We start from the raw sequence: 22,394 nt of genomic DNA on the forward strand, positions 1-22,394 counted from the left end.
GGGTAAGCACGGCTCTGCTCACATGGAGAAGCTGGATTCCGTCACCCCATGCCGCAGACTTGGCGGGATGGTCGACGTGATGGGGCAGTACGATGCTTGCTCGTCGTTCGCCGTCTTCCCTTGCCGTACTGCCCCCGCAGACGTTTTTGGAGACGGCTGCGTGGCTGCTCATCGTGTCAGCCTTGAAAGGGCTACCGGTATGGTTGATGCGGTGCTTGCTATGAAGCAGTCGGCTGCCCGCCATGTACAAACCATCGTCGCGGTGGAAGGCAGCCATCCCCGTTCGATGCCTTGGACATTTGCATTACGACTTGCGGACCGCTGTAGGTCGCGAGCGCCGCTGCCCTTTGTATCGCAGCGTGTCGAACATGCCTGCGGGCCGCGCAAGGCCCCCATCGTCGTGCTGGCGAAGAGTAGACTAGCTGAGACCGAACCCGGCAAGCGTAAGGTCAGGCTTATCGTATCCACGGCTGTGACCGTGCTACGGGTAGCCTCGATACGCGAGACAGTGTTTTGCCCTGTGTGGGACCCCATGAAGGGCGGCGTCTGATGTGCGGCATCGCCGGCATACTAACGACGGGTGCAGTTGCTGAAGAATCGGTCCGAGCGATGGCCGACGCGCTGGCGCATCGTGGACCCGACGATCAGGGCGTCTGGATCGACGGACAGGTCGGCATCGGCATTGGCCACCGCCGGCTCTCGATTGTCGACTTATCGGAAGCAGGTCATCAACCCTACCATTCCCGCTGCGGCCGTTATGTGCTGACCTACAATGGCGAAATCTACAATCACGCGGACGTGCGTCGCGCGATTGAGACCGACGGGCCTGTTGAGTGGCGCGGCCACTCGGACACAGAGACTTTGCTGGAAGCGGTTGCTCGCTGGGGACTGGCCGGAGCACTTGAGCGCTGCAGCGGCATGTTCGCGCTCGGGCTATGGGACCGGCAGACGCGGCAGCTGAGCCTCGCTCGCGACCGCATTGGCGAAAAACCGCTGTTCTACGGCTGGGACGGCGACAGAATGCTCTTCGCGTCAAGCCTCGCCTCGCTCAGGGCCGTGCCAGGCTTCGCGGCGCAGATCGATCCGGATGTCACCGCGCTCTATTTCCGCTTCAACTACGTGCCCGCGCCCTATTCGATCTATCGCGGCATCTTCAAGGTGATGCCCGGCACGATCGTGACACTCGATACGTCGTCCATCGCACGGCCCCCTTCCCTGCCGCCGGCCGTGCCGTCCGCCGCACCCGGCGTCAGTTGCACGCGCTACTGGTCGCTGGCCGAGGTCGCGCGTGACGGCATGCTGACGCCCGAGCGGAACCCCGACCGCGCCATCGTCGCGCTGGAGGCGGCGCTTACCCAGTCGGTTGCGCAGCAGACAATGTCTGACGTGCCGATCGGCGCTTTCCTGTCCGGCGGCGTGGACAGCTCGCTGATCGTCGCGCTGATGCGACAGGCGACCGGCGGACGCGTGCGGACCTTCACCATGGGGTTCGAAGACCCCGCGCTGGACGAGGCCCCGCATGCAGCCGCCATCGCCCGGCACCTGGGCACCGAACATACCGAACATTACATAAGGCCCGTGGCGGCGATGGACGTCATCGCCAATCTACCAGCGATCTATGACGAACCGTTCGCCGACTCCTCCCAGATCGCGACTTACATCCTTAGCCGGGAAACGCGGCGCGCCGTCACGGTTGCGCTGTCGGGCGACGGTGGCGACGAACTGTTCGGCGGCTACAACCGCTACGTCATGACCAGCCGCATCTTCGATCGGCTGTCGCTAATGCCGGCAGCCGCTCGTCGCGGCCTCGGCCGGATGGTCGGCGGGGTGTCGACCGATCTGTGGGACCGGCTGGGGGACCTGCCGTTTGGGCCGGCCATGCCAATGCTCGGCAACAAGGCGCACAAGGTAGCGCGCGCGATGCGGTCGGGCGGCGCGCTGGAGGATATCTACGCCGCGTTCACCGAGGAATGGCACGCAGGTGTCCCGATCGCCCATGAGAAACGGCTTGCCTTACCGATCGAAGATGGCGCGTTCCGTGGGGAGACGCGCGAGGAGCAGATGATGTACTGGGACATCATGAGCTACCTGCCGGACGACATCCTGACCAAGGTCGATCGCGCCTCGATGGCCGCGGGGCTCGAAGTTCGCGCGCCTCTGCTGGACCGCGACATCGTCACCCAGGCTTGGCGGACCCCCCTCGACCAGAAGATCCGGGGCGGCCAGAGCAAGTGGCTCTTGCGCCAGATATTATACCGCCATGTTCCGCCGTCGCTGATCGAACGTCCCAAGGCAGGGTTCGGCGTACCGCTGGCGAAGTGGCTGCGCGGTCCGCTGCGCGAATGGGCCGAGGATCTGCTGGCGCCAGCGTCGCTCGCTGGGATCGAGGGGCTTGACGGTGCCGCCGTGCAGCGCCGCTGGCAGCAGCATCTGCGCGGCACGCACGACTGGACGGCCTCGCTCTGGTCGGTTCTCATGCTGATCGGGTGGCAATCCAAGTGCTGATCTACTGGATCTTCCTCGGCTTCGCCGGATTTATGGCCCTGCTCGAACAGGGAAATGAAGAAGCGAACCATCGCGTCAATTTCCTGTGGATCATGTTCAGCATCGCGCTTGCGCTGTTCATCGGCGGCCGCTGGAAGACAGGCGGCGACTGGGGCAACTATTATGTTAATCTGGAACCGTTCTACTGGTTGACGGTCGACAAGGCGGCTGTCACGTCGAAGGACGTCGGTTACACCGCGCTGTCGATCGTAGCGTCCTGGTTCCCGACCGGCATCGTCTTTATCACGATGGTCAGCGGCATAACGATGGCGGTCGCGCTGATGCTGTTCTGCCTAGCGCAGAAACGGCCGTGGCTGTGCATGACGGTCGCCTTCCCCTACCTGGTCGTCGTCTGCGGCATGGGCTATATCCGACAGGGTATCGCGGTCTCGTTCATCATGATCGGCTTGCTTGCGCTCGACCGCGAGAAGATCGGGCGATATACCGCGTGGGTCGCGACGGGCGCACTCTTCCACGGCACCGCGCTAATCCTAATCCCGCTCGGAGCGATCACCAGCCGCCGCAACCGCCTGTTCGTAATCGCCGTCATCGCCGCGATCACGATCATTTCGTTCCAGTGGCTCATCGGCTCGCGCGCAGATGCGCTGGTCGACAATTATGTCGACACCGATGCGAGTTCGTCCGGCGCGCTCGTGCGCAGCTTCATGAGCGCGCTGCCGGGCTTGATCTTTCTGCGTTTCCGCAAGCAGTTCGGGCTGGAGCGCAGCGCGCTCTTGGCCTGGACCGCGCTTAGTATGGCGGCGGTAGCGACCGTCCCCGCGGTTATGCTCTTCTCGTCATCGACCGTCGTCGACCGGCTGGGCCTGTACCTGCTGCCCGTGCAGTGCTTCGTCTATGCCAACATGCCCGATGCGCTCGCCCGGTCGCGGCAGGAACGCCAACTCTACGCTGTCGGCGCCATCCTGTTGTACGTCGGGGTGTTCTTCACCTTCATCAACTACGGCGACCATGCCAAATCCTGGTTCCCCTATCGCTTCTACCTTTTCGAGGACGGTATCTGCCTTGAATGCGGCGATCCGGGTGACAGGGACTACTGACATGACAGCTTCGGCAACCCCCGCAGAGGTACGGGCAGCGACGGCGGCCCGCATCACCCCCGCGCCACGCCCCACGATCACCGTCGTCATCCCGACCTACAACAGCACCGCCACCGTGCCAGCCGCGCTCGACTCGATCGACGACCCCGCCACCGAGATCCTCCTCATCGACGATGCGTCGGACGATATCGCGGTACTCCAGGCGATCGCCGCGGCGAACCCGCGCGTCCGCCTGATCACCAAACCGGTACGGACGAATGCGGCGCATTCCCGCGCTTTGGGGCTCGCTCAGGCGACCGGGGATCTAGTGATCTTCCTCGATTCGGACGATTACTTCCTCCCCGGACATCTCGCCCGTCGCCGCGCGATCCATGCGGCGGACCAGTCGAGCGTCGTCATCGGCCGGTTCCGGCTGGACGACGGGATGCGGGTGTTCGACGGCCCGATGCGCGCCTATACCGGCGGGGATGTCGAGGCGTATCTCTTCGCGCAGGGCGGCGATGCTCGTTCTTCTACGATCTCGGTTGATCGCCGCGTGCTGCGCGGCACAACCTTCGATGCAGGCCTCGCCAAGCATCAAGATTGGGGATTCGCGCTTGCTGCCTGGCGGAATGGCGAACGGATCGGGTTCGATCCCACGCCCGGCGTAGTGATCGACATCGCAGGTGATACGCGGATGAGCACGCGCTCGAACGTCGACGCCAGTCTCGCCTTCGCGCACGACTATGTTCTGAACGAGGACAACCGCCGACGTTTCCTGATCAGACGGCTGCGCACCAGTCTGCGCCTGGGCGACGTGCGCGCCGCGCGTCGGTTCCGGGGCGCGCTGCTCGGCCTCCATCCCGGCGCGCGCCAGCGCTGGGGCAGCGCCGCGATGATCCTGGCGGGGCGGCTCGGCGTTGCGGCACCGCTGCACCGGCTGCTGGCGGGGCGGCGATGATAGATCGCGGACCGACCGGCGACGACGCGCGCGCACTGCCGCAGATCGTTCATGTGATCCCCTATGACGGCATCGGCGGCGTGGAGACGGCGGCGGCCAGCATTGCCACGGGGCCCTACCCTGGTTTCGGCTTTCATAAAGCCTACATCGCTAGCAAGCGCCCGGTGACGCCGCGCCCCTATGTCTACGAACCCGGGATCGGGCCGGAGAACAACCCCCTCGCCTTCGCGCGGACGATCCGCCACTTGCTGCGCCTGCGGCCGGCGGCGCTGATCCTTTCGCTGTGGCGGTCGTGCATCGTGGGACTCGTAGTGAAGACGCTGCGTCCTCGTACCCGGCTGGTAGTCTTCCTGCACAACAGCGTGGATTCAAACTGGGTCGATGCCGTGCTGACCCGCTTGGCGGCAAGGCTCGCGGATGCAGTCTGGGCCGATTCCGCATCGACCGCGACGCGCCGGCTAGGGCCTGCCTGGGCGTCCCGCACGCGGCCGATCTCGTTCCTCACCGCGCATCTCGACCGCGTCGTCGGCGATCGCGCGGCGCCGCGTTTTATCACGTGGGGCCGGCTGCATTCGCGCAAGCGCATCGACCTGGCGATCGCGTTCTTCGCGCTCGTGCATGCCCGCCATCCAGACGCCCGGTTCGACATCATCGGCCCGGACCGGGGCGAGCGCACGATGCTGGAGTCAAGGGTCGCAGCCCTCGGGTTGACCGATGCGGTCCGATTTCTCGGGCCGGCCGACGCTGACGAGATCGCGCAGCATGCCGCCACCGCCACCTTCTTCGTTCAGACCAGCCGTGCCGAGGGAATGAGCATGGCGGTCGTCGAGGCGATGCAACTGGGGCTGGTTCCGGTTGTCACGCCGGTCGGAGAGATCGGCAGCTATGTCGACGACGGCCGCAACGGCATCTGGTTTGAAACGGCGGAGGATGCCCGCGACCAAGTTGACCGGATTCTCGCGGACCCCGCAGAGCTCGCGGCGATGCGCGCGGCAACCGTCGAAACCTGGCGCGACCGCCCTATCTACCGCGACGAGTTCCTTTCGGCCTGCGCAGAGCTGGTCAAACGCCGGACGACGCGGACCGCATGAAGATCGTTGCCACCGTCAATGCGGCATGGAACCTCGTCAACTTCCGCATGGGCGTGCTTCGCGCGCTGATGGCGCAGGGATATGAGATCGTCGCGGTGACACCCGAGGATGCGGCGTCACGCCACGCGCTGGAACAGGCAGGTATCAGGCTGGTCGCGCTGCCGATGGACAGTGCAGGGCTTTCTCCCATACGTGATCTCGCGTTGCTAGCGGCCTTCCGCCGCATCCTGCAGCGCGAACGGCCGGTGGCGATGCTCGGCTACACCATCAAGCCTAATGTATATGGTTCGCTCGCTGCCCGCAGCCTTGGCATCCCGACACTCAACAACATATCAGGTCTTGGCACCGGGTTCATGAACACCGGCATGCTTAACCGTGTCGTGCGGAGTCTTTACCGCGTAGGGCTAGCCGGCGCGCACACTGTTTTCTTCCAGAATGGAGACGACCTCGCCCATTTCGAGGGCTTGAAGCTCGTCCGCCCCAGCCAAGCGGTCCTGCTTCCTGGTTCGGGCATTGATGTCGATCGCTTTGGGGCGGCACCACCCAACGATCCGGACCGGCCGATCCGGTTCCTGCTCGTCGCGCGAATGCTATGGGACAAGGGCGTCGGCGAATATGTCGATGCCGCGCGGATCGTGCGGCGCGACCATCCGGGCGTGCGGTTTGGCCTGCTGGGTGGGATCGGGGCACCCAATCGCTCCGCCATCCCAGCCGAGACGGTCGAGCGATGGGTCCGCCAAGGCGTCGTGGACTATCACCCTGCCGTCGATGATGTCCGCGCGCAGATGGCCGACGCTGACGTGATCGTCCTGCCCTCCTATCGCGAGGGGACGTCGCGGGTGCTGCTGGAGGCGTCCGCGCTGGCCCGGCCGATGATCACCACCGACGTTCCCGGCTGCCGCGACGTCGTGGAGGACGGCGTCGCCGGGCTGCTGTGCCAAGTGAAGGACGCAGGCTCGCTCGCCGCGGCGATGCGCCGGATGATCGCGCTGACCCCGGCTGAACGGCACGCCATGGGGCGTGCAGCCCGCGCGCGGGTCGAACGGGACTACGCGGAACAGCGCGTCATCGAAATCTACCTCGAACGCGTTGCCGCCGCGGTCGCCAGCCACCCGACTTGACACACACCGCCGCGACTGTGATCGCCGCCCCCGATATGGACAGCGACCCTGCACCTATGAAGATCTGCGTTGTCGTCGCGCGTTTTTCGCTGACCGGCGTTCCGTTGACGCAAATCCGCTTCGCCCGCGCACTTGCCGCGCGCGGACACGACGTTGATCTTGTCTTCGGCCATGTTGGCGCCGACACCCTGCCGACGCATATCGGCGCGGCGAAGCTGGTCGTGCTGGGGCCGTCCACCGCGCGCGGCATGCTGCTGCCGTTCTGCCGCTACTTGCGCCGCGCCCGGCCTAATATCGTGTTCTCGTCGCAGGACAATCTCAACGGCTTCGTATTGCTGGCGGCGATCCTGACGCGATCCCGGGCGCAGATCAGCGGCTCGTCCCGGGTCAATCCGTTCTTCACCTATTCCAACCGCTTGCTAACCCGCAAATGGGTATTCAAGCAGGCGATGCGCGCCGTGATGTGGCGGGCCGATGCGCTCACCTGCGTCTCCGACGGGATGGTCGAGGAATATCGCGCACTGTTCCGCCAGCCGCCACACGTCACCGTCTACAACCTGGTCGACGACGCGCCGTCGCGCCTGCGTATCCACGAACCCGTCGACCACCCGTGGTTCGTCGACAAGACCTGCCCGATCGTCGTCAGTGCCGGGACGCTGTCGTCGCGCAAGGGGTTTGCCGATCTCATCGCCGCCTTCGCCCGCCTCATCGCGGACGGCCGCGACCTTCGTCTGGTGATCTTCGGGGAAGGCGCCTCGCGCGCTGACCTCGAACGACAGATCCGCGACCTGGGGTTGGAGGCGCGCGTGTCGCTGCCTGGGCAAATCACCAACCCGCTGCGCTACTTCGCGCGGGCCGACGTGTTCGCCATGACCTCCTATTTCGAAGGACTCGGCAACGTCCTGATCGAAGCGATGATGTGCGGGTGCAGCCTCGTCTCCACCGATTGCCCGAGCGGACCTGCCGAGATCCTCGGCTTCGGACGGTTCGGCAGCGTCGTGCCGGTCGGCGACGTCGCGGCGCTGGCCAAGGCTATCGCGGGCCAGATCGACCACCCTACCGACCCGGCGGTCCTGGCTGAAGGCGTCCGACGGTTCGGAGAGGACGCCGTGATCGACCGCCACTTCGCACTTCTAGGCCTGGCCGGCCGTGAACGGGTCGTCGCATGAACCATACGCGCCCGGATTTCATCTGCATCGGCCCCAAACGCAGCGCGACGACATGGCTGGCTGACCAGCTGAAATTCCACCGCGACATCTGGCTGACCCCGATCCAGGAACTCAGCTACCTCAGCGGCGGTTTCCCCGGCCATCACGGCAAGCCGTATATGGCGATGCGCTGGACCGGGCGGGAAATCGCCAAACGGGTCATCCGCAACAAGGGGCCGGGTATCATGGCCGATCGCGCCTTCCTCCGTGCCGCAGGATCACTCGCCAATTCGACGTTCGACCTGGCCGGCTACCGCACCCTCTTCGCACCCGCCGGTCGTCGCGTTTCGGGCGACATTTCGCCCATGTACGCGTCGATGACCGCGCCTGAGATCGCCCGCGCCCTCCCCGTGCTGACCAATGCGCGCATCTTCCTGCTCGCCCGCGATCCCGTCCAGCGCTTCTGGTCCGAACTGTCGATGCACGCGCGCAAGGGCACCTTCGGGACGGTCGACTATGCCGCCATGCCCGTCGTTCGCGCCTTCTTCGACGATCCCGCGCGGCAGCGGCAGCATCTGCTCAGCGATATCGTCGATCGCTGGCGCGATGGCATCGGCACGGACCGGCTCGGCATCCTCTTCTTTGACGACATCGTGCACGATCCGGAAGAGTCGCTCCGCACGATCGTCGGCATGATCGGCGCGGACTGGTCGAAGCGGCTGCCCGGCCTGGCACCCGGCCGCAACCGCAAGCAGGGCCGCGTCGCGCTTGATCCAAATCCGGACGTCCGGCGCGCCGTCCGCGACTGGTTCGGCGACGAACTCGACCGGTGCGCCGCGCTTTTCGGGACGCACGGAGCCGCCTGGCGGGACCGACCGCCCGCCTGACGTTTCCGTTCAGCCGCGCGTGGTACGCCGCCTGCGCCGCCACGCCGCGCGCACTGGATCGAAGACAACGGCCGGCAGATGCGCCAGCACCACGTGCAGCAGGTAACGGGTGCCGGATCGGCGCGACATGTCGCCCAGCGTCCGCCGCGCCTTCATGCGATCGCCGTCGAACAATGCGTTGCGGGCAATCGAGAACAACCGCGCGTCTATATAATTCCGGATCGCGCCGTGGAGTGCGTGATGGTCCGGCTCTTCCAGCCGGTCCGCTAGAAAGGCAAGCACCGGTGTCTCGCCTGCCTCTACTGCTGCTGCCGTCGATCTGCGGCGCGGGGTGAGAGTCTGGCTGATCCCGCCAGTCTCCATCGTGTAGATTGCCGTCACGCGCGATGAAAAGGCGAGCGGCACCCGTAGCCCCGCACGCACCCACATATCGGTATCCTCGCCGGGCCAGAACGCCTTGAATCCCCCAACCTGCTCGAACACCGCCCGCCGAACCGCCATGGTGGATGCGCAGACGACGTTCCGGTGGCGGCACGCTTCGAACAGGCTGGTCCGTGAAATAGTACCCTGACCGGCGGGCCGCGCGGGAAGATCGGGGCTCTCTGGCCGTTTAATATAGGCGGTGGACGCCATGCCCGCCGCAGGAAAGGAGGCGATCGCCCGCGCCAGCTCCGCTAGATGGTCAGGATACCAGGCGTCATCGGCATCGACGAACGCGACCCATTCGTGTCTCGCATGCGCGATCCCCAGGTTGCGCGCGGCACCAGGCCCGGCGTTGGGCTGGCGCAGAATGCGGAGTCGCGCATCGTCTAGGTCGGCGATTTGGCAAGCGCTGTCGTCGGTCGATCCGTCGTCCACGACGATCACCTCGAACCGGTCATACGCCTGTCCCAGCACCCCCAGCACCGTCCGCCGGACATAACTGGCCTTGTTGTATAGCGGGATAACCACGGAAATCCCGGGTTCGATCCGATTCTCGTGCACGCCCTCGCTCTGGTCGGTCATGGGTTCCTCCCGCCGGCCCGGCGACACCTAAGCCGCCCGTTAAGCCTGCGGTCATGCCACCGCAAGACCCGCCTCGCTCGCGTTGACAGCTAAGTCATTGGCCCGTAAATGCCAGGTCACCGGCGTTGGTTCAGCTCGGAATGGGGGCCGCCAACGTGGGATTGAACGCATGACCGGGCGCAGGCGCGCGGCATCAGCCGGTTCGACGACAGACGCTATGGACCCCGCCGAGCCAGGTATCTTCGCGGCGTTGCGACGGCTTGCCGGCCACCTCAGCCCGCGCCGGCGGCGTCAGTCAATCCCCCTGCTCGTTTTCATGCTGGTTGGCGCGTTTGCCGAAATGGTCACGATCGGGGCAGTGCTGCCATTTCTGACGCTGCTGTCCGCACCCGAACGCATCACGCGCTATCCACTCACCAACGCGATCGCCGGGCGCTTCGCGGCGACGCCGGCCACGCTGATGATGGCGGCACTGGTCGGCTTTGTCTTGGCCGCCATTATCGCCGCCGTCGTCCGGCTGGCGCTGCTCAAAAGCACCCAGCGCTTCATCTTCGAAGTCGGGCACGAACTCAGCGTCGCCGTCTATGACAGCCTGCTGCACCGGAACTATCTCTACCACATGCAGAATAACAGCGCCGAAGCGCTCGCCACCCTGCAGAAGGTCAATGCCATCACGAGCTACTTCTTCCAGCCCGCGCTCCAGGGGCTGATCTCCGCGACGGTCGGCGTCTTCATCGTCTCCGCCCTGGTGTGGGCGGATCCGCCGCTCGCTCTCACCGCACTCGTCAGCTTCGGCTTCCTTTACGTCCTGAGCGCCGTCCCCGCGCGTGTCGCGCTGCGCCGGAACAGCCGCATCGCCGCGCGCGTCCAGGGGGAACGTATCCAGATCGTGCAAGAGGGGATCGGCGCGATCCGCGACGTCCTGCTCGACCGTGCCCAGCCGATCTACCTCCGGCGCTTCGCCGCGCTTGACGATGCGTATCGTAATGCTCAGGCCATGACCACGTTCCTTGGCATGGCACCGCGCTTCCTGATCGAGGGGATCGGAATGGTCCTGATCGCGCTTGTGGCTTATAGTTTTGCGCAGCGGGATGGCGGCTTACTAGCCGTGCTGCCGATGCTCGGCGCGCTGGCAATCGGCGCGCAACGGCTCATGCCTCTGCTCCAGCAGGTCTATGTCGCCTGGGTCCAGATGACGGCCAACCTGCAGAACGTGACCAACGTGCTCGATTTCCTGGATCAGCCCGTCGTCAAGGCGCCGACGCCGCTTGCCGCGCTGCCGTTCGAACGTTCAATCGACGTCGATCGGCTGTCCTTTGCCTATACCCCTGACGGGTCGTCCGTCCTAAACGACGTCAGCCTGTCAATTCCGTTCGGTGCGACGGTTGGTTTCATCGGCCGCACGGGCAGCGGGAAAAGCACATTCCTCGATCTGCTGATGGGCCTGCTCGATGCGCGGACGGGCGCCATCACGGTCGACGGCCAGCCACTCGATGAACTGGCGCGCTGGTCGTGGCACATGAACATCAGCCATGTGCCGCAGGTCATCTACCTGACGGACGGCACGATCGCCGAGAATATCGCCTTCGGCCTGAGCCGGGCCGACATCGACATGGCGCATGTTCGCCACGTTGCACGGCTAGCAGGGATCGCCGATCATATCGAATCGCTACCCGAACACTATGACAGCTTCGTTGGCGAACGCGGCCAGCGCCTGTCCGGCGGCCAGCGTCAGCGCATCGGCATAGCGCGAGCGCTCTACGCGGAACGTGCGGTGCTCGTCCTGGACGAAGCCACGAGTGCGCTCGATACCGGGACCGAACAGGCCATCATGGATGCGATTGGCGCATTGGCGGGCAAGCGAACGGTCATCATCGTCGCGCACCGGCTGAGCACGCTGCGCGGCTGCTCGCACATCTTCCGCTTCGACGATGGCCGCCTCGTCCAAGCGGGCAGCTTTGCCGAAGTCGTCGGCACGGGCGACGGGCCAGCTTGAGCGGGGCGGCGTACTCGAACGAGGGCGCGCCAGGTCGCACCCATCGACGCCTGCCCTTCATCGACGGGCTCCGTGCCTTCGCGGTCGTTGCGGTTGTGCTGTTTCACATATTCCCGGCCTTGGCGGCTGGCGGCTATATCGGCGTCGACATTTTCTTCGTGATCTCCGGCTTCGTGATCGCGCTGCGCTACCTCGAACCGATGGTCGCGGGCGAGATTGGCTTCCGCACCTTTTTCGCGCGCCGCGTCCGCCGGCTGGTGCCGGCCTATTTCGCGATGCTGCTCGCCGTCACACTCTGCGCGGCATGGATCATGGTCCCGAAAGACCTCATCAATTTCGGCTACAGCCTGATCGGTCAGGCCTTCTACGCGCAGAACCTCGTCTTTTGGGTCCAAGGCGAATATTTCGACGCGGCGTTGCTGAAACCGCTGCTCCACAGCTGGTCGCTGGGGATCGAAGAGCAATTCTACCTCTGCTTCCCGCTGCTGGTCCTCGCGCTCCGCTGGCGGCCACGGGTCGCCGTCGCCGCCGCCCTGCTGCTGATCGTCGCGACGATCGCGGCAGGCGCCGTCGTCGAACAGATCAGTGCAAAGACGACCTTCTACTGGCTACCGTTCCGCGCGTGGGAATTTCTGGCGGGGATCGGAGCGGCGCTGCTGTTCCAGCGCGGCGTCGCCGAACGCCTGCCCCGCATAGCGGCGGACGCGGTAGCGCTGCTCGCGGTGGCCGCGCTCCTCGTAGCGATATTCCTGTTCGACAAGGAGAGTGCCAGCGTACTGACGCAGGGGTTGCTCGCAGTATTGGCTACCGTGGCGTTATGCGTAGTGCAGCGTCGCCTGTCACCGCTGCTTTCGGGTGCCTTCACGAACCGTGTGACGCAGCATTTCGGCGCGATCTCCTACAGCTGGTATCTGTGGCACTGGCCGCCGGTCGTGTTCTTGTTCCTCCTGCGCGGTCATCCCGCGACGGGGCCGGCGGCGGCCGCCGTGCTGCTACTCGGCTATGCGCTCGGCCTGCTGTCCTGGTGGCTGCTGGAACAGGGCGTGTCGCGTGCGGACTGGCTGGCCCGCCCCTGGCGCACGATCGCGATGCTGCTCGCCTTCCTCGCCTTTTCGGCGGGGGTCGGAGCGACGCTGGTCGCCAGCGACGGGTTCGTCCGGCGCTATCCGCCCCGCATGCAGCCCCTGCTGCTGGCGCAGATGGACCGGCCCGACGGCCGCTGCCCCATCCTCGGCCGGCTCCGGCAGTGGCGCGCGCAGACCTGCCGCCTCACCCAAGCGGATGGCCCCGGTGGCATCCTCTTCATCGGCGATTCGCACGTCGAAATGCAGAAGTACCTTCTGATCGCGCTGGGCACGCGCTACGCAGTGCCGGTCCATATCACGACGCAGAACTGCCGGATCATCGACTTTGGCGTGGACAGCAACTGTAAATGGCCGGTGTGGCGCCGGCTAGTACATGAAATCGGGCAGCACCACATCACCCGCGTCGTAGTTGTGGCGCTCTGGCCCGACCGCCTCGACCGCGCGGCCTTCGATGCGGCCATTACCCGGCTACGCGCGACGGGCGTCCAAGTGGTTCTGGAACGCCCGACCCCCCGCGACGCGACGCTGGCACCGGCCTTCTATCTCACGCTCCCGGATGCCTGGCAGGACCTGAGCCGCTATCCCCGCGCCGCGCACGACGTCCGCTCGGCCCCTGTCAACGCCGCGATCACCGGCTGGGCCGCGCACGATGCCCGCATAACGGTGCTCGACCCCGTCCCCTTGCTCTGCCCAGGCGACCGCTGCCTGTTCGCGCATGCGGGTAAGCCGCTCTATTCGGACACACACCACCTAACGGCGGCCGGCGTTCGCCTGCTCGAACCGCTCTACGAACCGCTATTCGCAGCCGCCGGGCGAGATCGCCTGCACGCGGCGGCCACCACCGCTCAGTAATCGCCGATCATCCGCGCCGCGATCGGCCCCCAGTCCAGCCGATCCTCCGCCGTCCGTCGTGCGCCCGCCCGCAACCGCTGCCGCAGTCCGGCGTCGCCTGCCACCATGTCCAGCGCATCGACAAGTGCGGGGGCATCGCCCGGCGGGACTAGCAGACCGTTGACGCCGTGTTCGACGAGGTCGGACAAGCCACCGACCCGGCTTGCGATCACGAACCGTCCATTGGCGAATGCGGCGGCCAGCACCCCGCTCTGCGTGGCGTCCAGATACGGCAGCAGCACGCAATCGGCCGCGCGGATCTTCTCGATCAGCAGGGCGGATGAAACGAACCGGTTATCGACACGGACATGCGGCACGGCCCGGAAGTCGTTCTCCAGCCGATCGATTTCCGGGCCGCTGCCCGCCAGCTCCAGATCGACCGCGCATCCCCGGTTTGCCATATCCGTGATCGCCGGCAACAGGACATCGAGCCCCTTATACGCCTCCATCCTCCCAAACATCAGCGCGCGGAAGCCATCACCGGGCTCGCACGGCGTGTCGCCGGCCAGGATCACGCCATGATCCGTCAGCCGGACCCGCTCGTCCGTGTGCGGCATCGGCAAATAATCGCATAGATACTGTTCGCGGCTGGTCGGCCCGTGGACAAACACCCGGTGGACGCGCGCCCGGACATGGCGGCGGATGCGCGCGAACCGCGCGGCAACACGCGCATCGTCCCCGGAATGCGGAACCACGTCATGGATTGTGAGCGCCGTACGAGTGAAGCGCCCGGCCCATGCCACCATCGCCGCGGCCATCACCGCCTTGATGAACCCTGACGGCTCCTGCCAGTGCAGCACGTCGGGGCGAAACCGGCGCAGATCGGCCAGCAGTCGCCCGAACTCCGCGACCGTGCGGAAGCTGTTATGGCGGATCATCACATTCGGCGCGGCGGGCCGCGGACGCCCGGCAAAGTCCCGGTCGAGCAGATCCTGCCGCAGCACCAGCAAAACCTCTGCATGATCGCCGAGCGCGCACGACAGCAGGAAGGCATATTCCTCATAATGCGGCGCGATCATCATGATGCGCTTCATTCGTCGGGTGTCCGCAGGCTAGGCCACATCACGCAGCGCGTCGTTGATCACGGCCACCGGGATCAGCGGAAGCGACTTATCCACTGAGAATATCGCGGCGCGGCCTGCCATTCTCGGCACCCCCAGGTGCGCCTCGATCGACGAGTATCGCCGCCCCAGATAATCGTCGACGAAGATGGTCGTCTTCACGCCGCGGACCTGCGCTTGGCGGGCGGACTCCAGCGCACACGCCCGGCGAAAGCGGCCGTCCACCAGGATCAAGTCGGGGAATGGACCGTCCAGATGCCGGAACGGCAGCCGGACATATTCGCTCCAGTGTCGAACCCGGCTAGGCGTAGGGCGGGTAAAGACGGGATACCCCCATTTTCCGGTAATACCGACGTTGGCCAGCAGCATCCTGTGCCCGGCAGCCGGGTCCAGCCGGGCCGATACGGCGCGCGCGAAGAACGGATCGCTGTCCACCGTGATCGTCGGCACCTTCAGCTTCGCGGCGAGCAGGGTCGATCCCCCCGACCCATATTCCAGGTAACAGCGCGCTTCCGAAAGCAGCCGCTTGAATTCGGGAAGCGATAAAGGATCGAAATGCGGTTCGTCGCTGACGTCGAAGCCCTTGAAACGCTGGTCATATTTGAACCTGACGAACTGTCGCAAGGCATGCAATTTCGCCACGTATCTCACTTAGCGCCTCCGGAGCGGCCGGTCGCAAGCCGGATTGAGCTTCGACCCTTAAAGGTTATCGGGGCGGCGGGCCATAGGAAGTCCACGACACCCGATCTCCTGGCGCGCATGCCCCACCTTATTGCTTTCATCGCTGCGGCGCAGGCGGTAGCAGTCCGCGGGGGCAGAGGCTTGCGGTCGCGGGGACGCGGATGCGCGTCGAGGCACGACCATCTGCCAAACGGCACCAGGGAACCGGGACCAGCTATGACGACGTTAGTGACCGGGGCCGCCGGCTTCATCGGCATGCACACCGCCGAACGGCTGCTGGCGCGCGGCGACACTGTAGTCGGCATCGACATCGTCAACGATTATTACACGCTGCAGCTGAAGGAAGATCGCCTTACCCAGCTCAAGGATCGGTTCGGCGATCGCTTCACCCTGCTCCGCGTTGACTTCGCCGACATGGCCGCGCTCGACAAGGCGCTTGCCGGATATGATTTCGATCGCATCATTCATCTCGGTGCGCAGGCGGGCGTCCGCTATTCGATCGAGAACCCGCATGCCTATGTCCAATCGAACCTGGTCGGGCACCTCAACCTGCTAGAGGTCGCGCGGCACCGCGAGGTCGCGCACATGGTCTATGCGTCGAGTTCGTCGGTCTATGGCGGCAACACCACTTTGCCCTTCCGCGTCGAGGACCGGGTCGATCATCCGCTTTCGCTCTATGCTGCCACCAAGAAGGCAGACGAGCTGATCAGCGAATCCTATTCGCATCTGTATCGACTGCCGCTGACGGGTTTGCGATTTTTCACCGTCTACGGCCCATGGGGTCGGCCGGACATGGCGATGTGGATCTTCACTAAGGCGATTTTTGCGGGCGAGCCGATCCCGGTATTCGGCGATGGCGAGATGGAGCGTGACTTCACCTATATCGATGATATCGTCACCGGGGTGGTCGCCGCGCATGACAACCCGCCCCCCGACGACGGGGCCGAAAAGGCCGGCGGCAGTCACGCGCCGCATCGGCTGTACAACATCGGGAACAACAATTCCGAGCCGCTCGGCCGCATGATTGGCCTGCTGGAAGAGGCATGCGGGCGCGAGGCGGTGAAGGACTATCTGCCGATGCAGCCCGGCGATGTGCGGCGCACCTTTGCCGACATCACCGCGATCCAGCGTGACCTAGGTTTTGCGCCGACCACGCCGATCGATCGCGGTGTGCCCGCGTTCGTCGCGTGGTACCGCAGCTACCACAGCTTGTGAGCAACGTAATGGACACGCCGCGCATCGTCGTCATCGGGCTCGGCTATGTCGGCCTGCCGCTCGCCGTGGCGCTGGCGCAACGCTTCGAGACGACCGGTCTGGACATCGACACCGGGCGGATCGCCGAGCTCCAGCGATGGCACGACCGCACCAACGAGATGAGTGCCGAGCAGCTGGCGGAGACGACGCTCCGCCTCACGAGCGACCCCGCCACCATCGAACCCGCCGACATCTACATCGTCACCGTGCCCACACCCGTCGATGCTGCGAACCGACCGGATCTGTCGATCGTCGAGCGCGCATCGCGAATGGTGGGTGCGATGCTCGAGGGCCGGCGGCGGCCGATCATCTGCTACGAAAGCACCGTCTATCCCGGGGTGACCGAGGACCTGTGCGGCCCGATCCTAGAACAGGTCTCGGGGCTCGTGCGCGGGCAGGATTTCTTCCTCGGCTACTCGCCCGAGCGCATCAATCCGGGCGACCGCGAACACACAATCGACAAGATCACCAAGGTCGTCGCCGGTGAAAACCCGGAGATCGGCGCACGGCTCGCGGCCGTATACGGCGCTATCACGACCGGAGGCACCTACCAGGCGGCGTCGATCAAGGTGGCGGAGGCCGCCAAGGTGATCGAGAATGCGCAGCGCGACATCAACATCGCGTTCATGAACGAGATCACGCAGATCTTCTCGCTCATGGATATCTCGGTGTGGGACGTGCTAAAGGCGGCCGGCACCAAGTGGAATTTCCTGCCGTTTCAACCCGGTCTGGTGGGCGGGCACTGTATCGGGGTGGACCCCTATTATCTTGCACAATGTGCAGTAGACCGGGGCCATAATCCGGCGGTTATCCTGTCGGGGCGGGCGATCAACGACGGCATGGGTGCGTGGGTGGCGGACCAGCTTTCCGGTCGGATCGCGCCCGCATCGCGGGTGCTGGTGCTTGGCCTGACGTTCAAGGAAGACGTTCCCGATCTGCGCAACAGCAAGGTCGCCGACGTGATCGCGCGGCTTGCGCTGCTGGGGCACGATGTCGACGTCGCCGATCCCCGCGCGGACCGGGTGGAGGCCGCCCACGAATATGACATCGCGCTGATCGCCGAGCCGATGGAGGTAGCCTATGACGCGGTGCTGCTAGCGGTGCCGCATGTCGAATACCGCGCCGCGGGAGTCACTGGGGCGACCCGTTTCCTCCGCACCGGCGGGCTGTTCGCTGACCTGAAGGGGGTGTTTGCCGGCCAGGCGCTGCCCGCCGGTGTTTCCTACTGGGGCATCTGACGCGTGATGCGTTTGATCTGATCCTCCCATCCCGAGCGCAGTCCAGGGACTTACCGAGCGCTACCAAACATCGATGCCGCCGCCAGCTACACCCGCGGAAAGGGCCTCGACTGAGGTGCCGCCCTTGGATCAGAAATCGTACGAGGCGGGCATAGCGCTCGGGGGCCCGGCGCCGGGCCGCTCAGCATTCGCAAGGGCCCAGGTACGTTTCGCAATAGTGTGCAGCACCCGGGCCGTACGCGCGTACAGACGTCGATCCGGAACCGGCGTGACGAGCTCGCGGATCCTGTCCAGCCGCAGTGCGATCGTATCCATGCTGGACAGATTCGGCACGTACAGGTGCGCCGCGCGATCGTGCCGGTCGATGAAATAGCCTGCATTTGCCGACGCGGTCTTGTCCCGCGCGACCCGCATGAAAGCCGCATGGTCGAACGCCGCGCACATATCCAGCGCGTCCCACGTACCGAGATTCGCGGCATTCTCATGACATTGAAGGCTGAACATCTGGGCCGGCGCCAGCGACCCGCTCGCCCCGAGGCGCCGGAACGCTTCCACCCCGTCCGCCACCGAAGCGGGCGATACCGGTGGCATGGCGCGCGCTTCCTCGACGGTGGCGGCATTCACGGCTGCGACCGTCTTGCGGGCCTCAGTGTGCGAATCATCGAAGCTGGCTGGGGGCGAAGCGGCGCCGTTGCTGGACAGCAGGTGTCGCTGGATCTGCCAACCGGTCAGGACGGTTACCGAAAGCACTGCCGCCAGCCCGAGCCGCGTGGCAGAGCTTTTCAGCGCCGACGTGCGCGGACGCACGAGCATTTTCCGGCCCCGGCTCCTACCACCGCGGTAGAGCGAGATCGCCCGCGCCGTCACGCTACCGACACGCTGGGCCGCCAGTTCGGCGTCGTACCGGGCTCGCAGGTCCGGCTCGACGAGCAACCGGAACGCCGCGTTCAGCTCGGCCGCACGGGAATGCGCCGTCGGCGATCGGTTCACGTCCGGATGATGACGACGCATCAGCAGGAGATACCGCGCTCTGATCGCTCTCTGATCAGCGGTTACCGGCACTCCCAACAGATCATAGTAGCTACCCGACACCCGCGCTCCAGACCTATGGCCAACCATCGCTACGCATCTAAAGGCAAACGCCGGCTAAAGGCCTAATCGCGCGGACCGTGACTATCAACTCTGGCCGTGGAGTTTTGGCCATCTTCACCCGTCCCGAGCCTTTATGGAGTTACCACAGATTTGCGTGATTGTCGGGGTCGCGCCATAATCGCAGCAGATTTTTACCAAGTCGTCAGTTTGGGGCGCCGTAACCGCATCGCGTCTTGCCGTATCTGGCTAGGTGATTGGAGGAGGTTGATCGAGATTGGCCCGAGTGGAGAAGCTGACCGCAAAGACAATCTCATCTACCTAGCGACAGTCAGACAGGCAGCATAGCGCCGAGGGTTTGCTCTGTGTTTGGTAAGGCAAGAACAGCATCAATTTGATCAGCAAGCCGATTTCGTGCCGCAGGACGCACCGAGGGCGCTCAGCGCACGCGAGTGGAACCGCAGCACGATACGGCCAACATCGGGTGCACCTGCTGCGTACGGCTATCTTTGCCTAGAGCATGGCCTGATAATCCTGCGAATGTATCACGACCTATGCGGTTGCGAGGAGGCACTGCTATCGCCGCACCCGACAGCGAGCGCACGTCTGCATCCCGGCGTAACGACGGCTGGGCGAGAATTGATGACCTTCAATCAAGATGCACTTGAGGCACCTAAAAATACGCATGAGTGAGCTCCGCTAATAACCCGAGGAAGCGGGAATACGCGCCACTTGGTTGCCAGTACGAAGGTCCCGCAATGGGATCTACCCGGCCAGTTCATTTTTTTACAATCATCCCAGAACAAGATTATACTAATGACTAGCAGCGGCCTCGCTACCGACGTAGTTCTGGGAGCCCGTCTCTGCTCAAGCCTATTAAGACCTGGTGGACGATGTTATTCGTCTTCGTCGCCAATAGTAAAGGGCCCCTACCAACACTATTTCCGGGCGCGGAACTCCACCCTCGGCGTTTTCCACAAGGTTACCAATGGCTTCCGTCGGGACTAGGGGCAGATCCATGCCTGATACCGCTACGTCACCGGATCCGCCCGCCTAACCGGTTAATCGGCGCTCGCGGCCGTGCGTGACATGATTGATGGCGAGTTCGCCATTGCCTGATCAGGTAAACGCGCGCCATCTCGGTGAGCAATTACCCGGTCGCCCGCTAGACGCAGAGGATTTGCTGCAATGCAGCACCCCCCTTGCGTGTGCCTGCACGGCAGCTTACGAATGGGCAAAGCAGTAAAAGGCGGGAACGTATGTCGAACGGTAAGGTAGCGCTAATTACGGGTGTGACAGGGCAAGATGGCGCCTATCTGGCCGAACTTCTCTTATCCAAGGGATACGAGGTTCACGGCGTAAAGCGACGTTCCTCCTCGTTCAATACGGGGCGCATCGAGAACATCTATCAGGACCCGCATACAGAGGGCGCGCGGTTCCATCTTCACTATGGTGACTTGACTGACTCGACGAACTTGATCCGGCTCGTGCAGCAAACCCAGCCCGACGAGATCTATAACCTTGCTGCCATGAGCCATGTGCATGTCAGCTTCGAGACGCCTGAATATACGGCGAATGCAGATGGGATCGGCACGCTACGACTGCTGGAAGCGATCCGGATCCTGGGCCTGGAGAAGAAGACCCGCTTTTACCAGGCCTCCACGTCCGAGCTTTACGGACTGGTTCAGGAAGTGCCCCAGTCCGAGACGACGCCCTTCTATCCCCGCTCACCCTATGCGGTTGCTAAAATGTATTCCTACTGGATCGTCGTCAATTACCGCGAAGCCTATGGCATGCACGCGTCGAACGGCATCCTGTTCAACCATGAAAGCCCGCTACGCGGCGAAACCTTCGTGACGCGCAAGATCACTCGCGCGGCTGCTGCAATCAAACTGGGCAGGCAGGAGCAGCTGTATCTCGGCAATCTCGACGCCAAGCGCGACTGGGGCCATGCGCGCGAATATGTTCGCGGCATGTGGCTGATGCTCCAGCAAGACACGCCGGATGACTATGTTCTGGCCACCGGGTCGACGACGCCGGTCCGGACCTTCGTCGAATGGGCGTTCGAGGATGCCGGCATCACGCTTCGCTGGGAAGGCGAAGGCGTCGAGGAGAAGGGTTATTGCACCGAGACGGGCAAGTGCCTTGTCCAGGTCGACCCGCGCTATTTCCGCCCGACCGAGGTCGAACTGCTGATCGGCGATCCAACCAAGGCCAAGGAAAAGCTCGGCTGGGTCCACGACACGCCCGTGCGCGAACTGGCGCGTGAGATGGTGCTGGCGGATCTCGAAGTGATGCGTCATGCGCCGATCGCCAAGGATGCCTGATGGAACGATTGAGGAACCGGCGGCAGCCGCCGGCAGCCCGGCGCACCAGCGGCGACCAGGCCGGTTCTTCGTCGTCATCAACCATTATCAGGGCGCCAAACCGCCCGCCTATCTTGTGCAGTCCACCCTCTTCTCGGCCTCGCTGGCTATAGCGGCAACGTCAGTCGGGGCCGTGGTGGTGGTCGATGGGTCAGCAGAGCCAAATGGCAAGCTGAAGACTGCTCTGGCTGAGCTCGGCATAGGATACTACCACGCCGGTCGGCGGCTCAGCTTCGCCGAAGGCTATAATAGCGGACTGGCCTTGTCCGATCGGCCCTGGACGATCTTCTGCGCGTCGGACATCTATCCGTCCGCAACGGTGTTCTCCGCCTTGGACGGGTTCTGCGCCGACGCGGGACCGGAGGTCGGCTGCGTTGTGCCATTGCTCAGCGCCGGCGACCTGAACCTACAGCGAGTCGGCGGCACGTTCCGCAAGGCGATCCAAGTTCCTTTGATGACGCTGAACTTCAACGCCTTCCCGACCGACTATCTGAACGCGATCGGCGGTGTTCCGGAGGAGTTCAAGGGCAATTACAACGACGTCGTGCTGACGCGTAGGATGCAGCTGGACAAGCGGTCCATATGGCAGATCCCGGCACGGTGCGTCCATTTCGGCTCGCTGACGCTCAACTCCGGGGGCAGCACCGTATCGTTTACTGGCGATGCCGAGAAATTCAGATCCACCTATCCCGAACTCTATCGAGCGGGCGGGCTGTGGGATCTGAGGGTCGAGGCGTTCTCGCGATCCTTCGTCTTTCGGGCCATCGCTAGCGTTAGCCGCCTCGTTCCGCGGCGCTTCCGCTGGAGCGTAGAGGACAAGCTGTTGGCAATCTGGGCGGCCACGAAAATGCGCTGACCGGCCGATCGGTTCTGGTGGGATCGCCGCTGGACCATATCATCTTTCGAGTGCGACCAGACGCGGGGAGCTACTAACTTGAT

General features: G+C 64.5%; 18 protein-coding genes. 14 read left to right on the forward strand and 4 right to left on the reverse strand.

Annotated elements, in window-relative coordinates:
* Positions 1-22 precede the first annotated feature (22 nt).
* Genes SJY41_RS21160 through SJY41_RS21195 form a run of 8 tightly spaced genes read left to right on the forward strand, consistent with a single transcriptional unit; the run spans position 23 to position 8,789 of the window.
* The gene (locus SJY41_RS21160; RefSeq protein ID WP_380784356.1) at positions 23-550 is read left to right on the forward strand and encodes a hypothetical protein; all 528 of its coding nucleotides are present in this window, start codon (positions 23-25) and stop codon (positions 548-550) included.
* A complete protein-coding gene (gene asnB, locus SJY41_RS21165; protein ID WP_380784357.1) occupies positions 550-2,505 on the forward strand; it encodes an asparagine synthase (glutamine-hydrolyzing) in 1,956 nt (651 codons plus the stop codon). The genes SJY41_RS21160 and asnB overlap by 1 nt, the downstream gene beginning before the upstream one ends.
* Positions 2,499-3,602 (forward strand): EpsG family protein, encoded by a 1,104-nt coding sequence (locus tag SJY41_RS21170; RefSeq protein ID WP_380784358.1) that lies wholly within the window; start codon positions 2,499-2,501, stop codon positions 3,600-3,602. Before asnB ends, SJY41_RS21170 begins: the two co-directional genes overlap by 7 nt.
* A 1-nt stretch (position 3,603) precedes the next feature.
* Positions 3,604-4,542 (forward strand): glycosyltransferase family 2 protein, encoded by a 939-nt coding sequence (locus SJY41_RS21175; RefSeq protein WP_380784359.1) that lies wholly within the window; start codon positions 3,604-3,606, stop codon positions 4,540-4,542.
* Between the two features lie 53 nt (positions 4,543-4,595).
* Positions 4,596-5,633 (forward strand): glycosyltransferase family 4 protein, encoded by a 1,038-nt coding sequence (locus SJY41_RS21180; RefSeq protein WP_380784360.1) that lies wholly within the window; start codon positions 4,596-4,598, stop codon positions 5,631-5,633.
* Positions 5,630-6,754, forward strand: coding sequence for a glycosyltransferase family 4 protein (locus SJY41_RS21185; protein WP_380784361.1), 1,125 nt, complete (start codon positions 5,630-5,632; stop codon positions 6,752-6,754). The genes SJY41_RS21180 and SJY41_RS21185 overlap by 4 nt, the downstream gene beginning before the upstream one ends.
* A gap of 56 nt (positions 6,755-6,810) precedes the next feature.
* Positions 6,811-7,923 carry a glycosyltransferase gene (locus tag SJY41_RS21190; RefSeq protein ID WP_380784362.1) on the forward strand — a complete coding sequence of 371 codons (1,113 nt, stop codon included), beginning with the start codon at positions 6,811-6,813 and terminating at the stop codon, positions 7,921-7,923.
* Positions 7,920-8,789 (forward strand): sulfotransferase, encoded by an 870-nt coding sequence (locus SJY41_RS21195; protein ID WP_380784363.1) that lies wholly within the window; start codon positions 7,920-7,922, stop codon positions 8,787-8,789. The genes SJY41_RS21190 and SJY41_RS21195 overlap by 4 nt, the downstream gene beginning before the upstream one ends.
* 9 nt (positions 8,790-8,798) lie before the next feature.
* Here the strand turns inward: SJY41_RS21195 and SJY41_RS21200 are convergent, their stop codons facing one another.
* A complete protein-coding gene (locus SJY41_RS21200) occupies positions 8,799-9,794 on the reverse strand; it encodes a glycosyltransferase family 2 protein (protein WP_380784364.1) in 996 nt (331 codons plus the stop codon).
* A 169-nt stretch (positions 9,795-9,963) separates the two neighbouring features.
* Here SJY41_RS21200 and SJY41_RS21205 point away from each other — a divergent pair, with 169 nt between their 5' ends.
* Positions 9,964-11,790 carry an ABC transporter ATP-binding protein gene (locus tag SJY41_RS21205; RefSeq protein ID WP_380784365.1) on the forward strand — a complete coding sequence of 609 codons (1,827 nt, stop codon included), beginning with the start codon at positions 9,964-9,966 and terminating at the stop codon, positions 11,788-11,790.
* Positions 11,787-13,727 carry an acyltransferase family protein gene (locus SJY41_RS21210; protein ID WP_380784366.1) on the forward strand — a complete coding sequence of 647 codons (1,941 nt, stop codon included), beginning with the start codon at positions 11,787-11,789 and terminating at the stop codon, positions 13,725-13,727. Before SJY41_RS21205 ends, SJY41_RS21210 begins: the two co-directional genes overlap by 4 nt.
* Here the strand turns inward: SJY41_RS21210 and SJY41_RS21215 are convergent.
* Both SJY41_RS21215 and SJY41_RS21220 read right to left on the reverse strand, forming a co-directional pair.
* Positions 13,721-14,800, reverse strand: coding sequence for a glycosyltransferase family 4 protein (locus tag SJY41_RS21215; protein ID WP_380784367.1), 1,080 nt, complete (start codon positions 14,798-14,800; stop codon positions 13,721-13,723). The genes SJY41_RS21210 and SJY41_RS21215 overlap by 7 nt on opposite strands.
* A gap of 18 nt (positions 14,801-14,818) precedes the next feature.
* Positions 14,819-15,469 carry a hypothetical protein gene (locus SJY41_RS21220; RefSeq protein WP_380784368.1) on the reverse strand — a complete coding sequence of 217 codons (651 nt, stop codon included), beginning with the start codon at positions 15,467-15,469 and terminating at the stop codon, positions 14,819-14,821.
* Positions 15,470-15,724: 255 nt separating this feature from the next.
* On the opposite strand from SJY41_RS21220, the gene SJY41_RS21225 reads away from it, so the two are divergent.
* Together SJY41_RS21225 and SJY41_RS21230 are read left to right on the forward strand one after the other, a co-directional pair.
* Positions 15,725-16,723, forward strand: coding sequence for a GDP-mannose 4,6-dehydratase (locus tag SJY41_RS21225; RefSeq protein WP_380784369.1), 999 nt, complete (start codon positions 15,725-15,727; stop codon positions 16,721-16,723).
* Positions 16,724-16,731: 8 nt separating this feature from the next.
* Positions 16,732-18,000 carry a nucleotide sugar dehydrogenase gene (locus SJY41_RS21230; RefSeq protein WP_380784370.1) on the forward strand — a complete coding sequence of 423 codons (1,269 nt, stop codon included), beginning with the start codon at positions 16,732-16,734 and terminating at the stop codon, positions 17,998-18,000.
* A gap of 129 nt (positions 18,001-18,129) precedes the next feature.
* Here SJY41_RS21230 and SJY41_RS21235 read toward each other — a convergent pair whose 3' ends face one another.
* Positions 18,130-19,119, reverse strand: coding sequence for a J domain-containing protein (locus tag SJY41_RS21235; protein ID WP_380784371.1), 990 nt, complete (start codon positions 19,117-19,119; stop codon positions 18,130-18,132).
* Between the two features lie 1,229 nt (positions 19,120-20,348).
* On the opposite strand from SJY41_RS21235, the gene gmd reads away from it, so the two are divergent.
* Together gmd and SJY41_RS21245 are read left to right on the forward strand one after the other, a co-directional pair.
* On the forward strand, positions 20,349-21,416 hold the full coding sequence (gmd, locus tag SJY41_RS21240) for a GDP-mannose 4,6-dehydratase (protein ID WP_380784437.1): 1,068 nt from the start codon (positions 20,349-20,351) through the stop codon (positions 21,414-21,416).
* The gene (locus SJY41_RS21245) at positions 21,409-22,311 is read left to right on the forward strand and encodes a glycosyltransferase family 2 protein (protein WP_380784372.1); all 903 of its coding nucleotides are present in this window, start codon (positions 21,409-21,411) and stop codon (positions 22,309-22,311) included. Before gmd ends, SJY41_RS21245 begins: the two co-directional genes overlap by 8 nt.
* Positions 22,312-22,394: the final 83 nt, after the last annotated feature.

Source organism: Sphingomonas sp. R86520 (genome assembly GCF_042466285.1).
In the GTDB taxonomy this organism is placed as follows: Bacteria; Pseudomonadota; Alphaproteobacteria; order Sphingomonadales; family Sphingomonadaceae; genus Sphingomonas.

Coding starts and splice junctions, on each gene's coding strand:
- SJY41_RS21190 (WP_380784362.1), top strand. CDS start 6,811: ATGAAGATCTGCGTTGTCGTCGCGCGTTTTTCGCTGACCGGCGTTCCG.
- gmd (WP_380784437.1), top strand. CDS start 20,349: ATGTCGAACGGTAAGGTAGCGCTAATTACGGGTGTGACAGGGCAAGAT.
- SJY41_RS21195 (WP_380784363.1), top strand. CDS start 7,920: ATGAACCATACGCGCCCGGATTTCATCTGCATCGGCCCCAAACGCAGC.
- SJY41_RS21215 (WP_380784367.1), bottom strand. CDS start 14,800: ATGAAGCGCATCATGATGATCGCGCCGCATTATGAGGAATATGCCTTC.
- SJY41_RS21230 (WP_380784370.1), top strand. CDS start 16,732: ATGGACACGCCGCGCATCGTCGTCATCGGGCTCGGCTATGTCGGCCTG.
- asnB (WP_380784357.1), top strand. CDS start 550: ATGTGCGGCATCGCCGGCATACTAACGACGGGTGCAGTTGCTGAAGAA.
- SJY41_RS21245 (WP_380784372.1), top strand. CDS start 21,409: ATGCCTGATGGAACGATTGAGGAACCGGCGGCAGCCGCCGGCAGCCCG.
- SJY41_RS21235 (WP_380784371.1), bottom strand. CDS start 19,119: ATGGTTGGCCATAGGTCTGGAGCGCGGGTGTCGGGTAGCTACTATGAT.
- SJY41_RS21225 (WP_380784369.1), top strand. CDS start 15,725: ATGACGACGTTAGTGACCGGGGCCGCCGGCTTCATCGGCATGCACACC.
- SJY41_RS21200 (WP_380784364.1), bottom strand. CDS start 9,794: ATGACCGACCAGAGCGAGGGCGTGCACGAGAATCGGATCGAACCCGGG.
- SJY41_RS21205 (WP_380784365.1), top strand. CDS start 9,964: ATGACCGGGCGCAGGCGCGCGGCATCAGCCGGTTCGACGACAGACGCT.
- SJY41_RS21175 (WP_380784359.1), top strand. CDS start 3,604: ATGACAGCTTCGGCAACCCCCGCAGAGGTACGGGCAGCGACGGCGGCC.
- SJY41_RS21185 (WP_380784361.1), top strand. CDS start 5,630: ATGAAGATCGTTGCCACCGTCAATGCGGCATGGAACCTCGTCAACTTC.
- SJY41_RS21160 (WP_380784356.1), top strand. CDS start 23: ATGGAGAAGCTGGATTCCGTCACCCCATGCCGCAGACTTGGCGGGATG.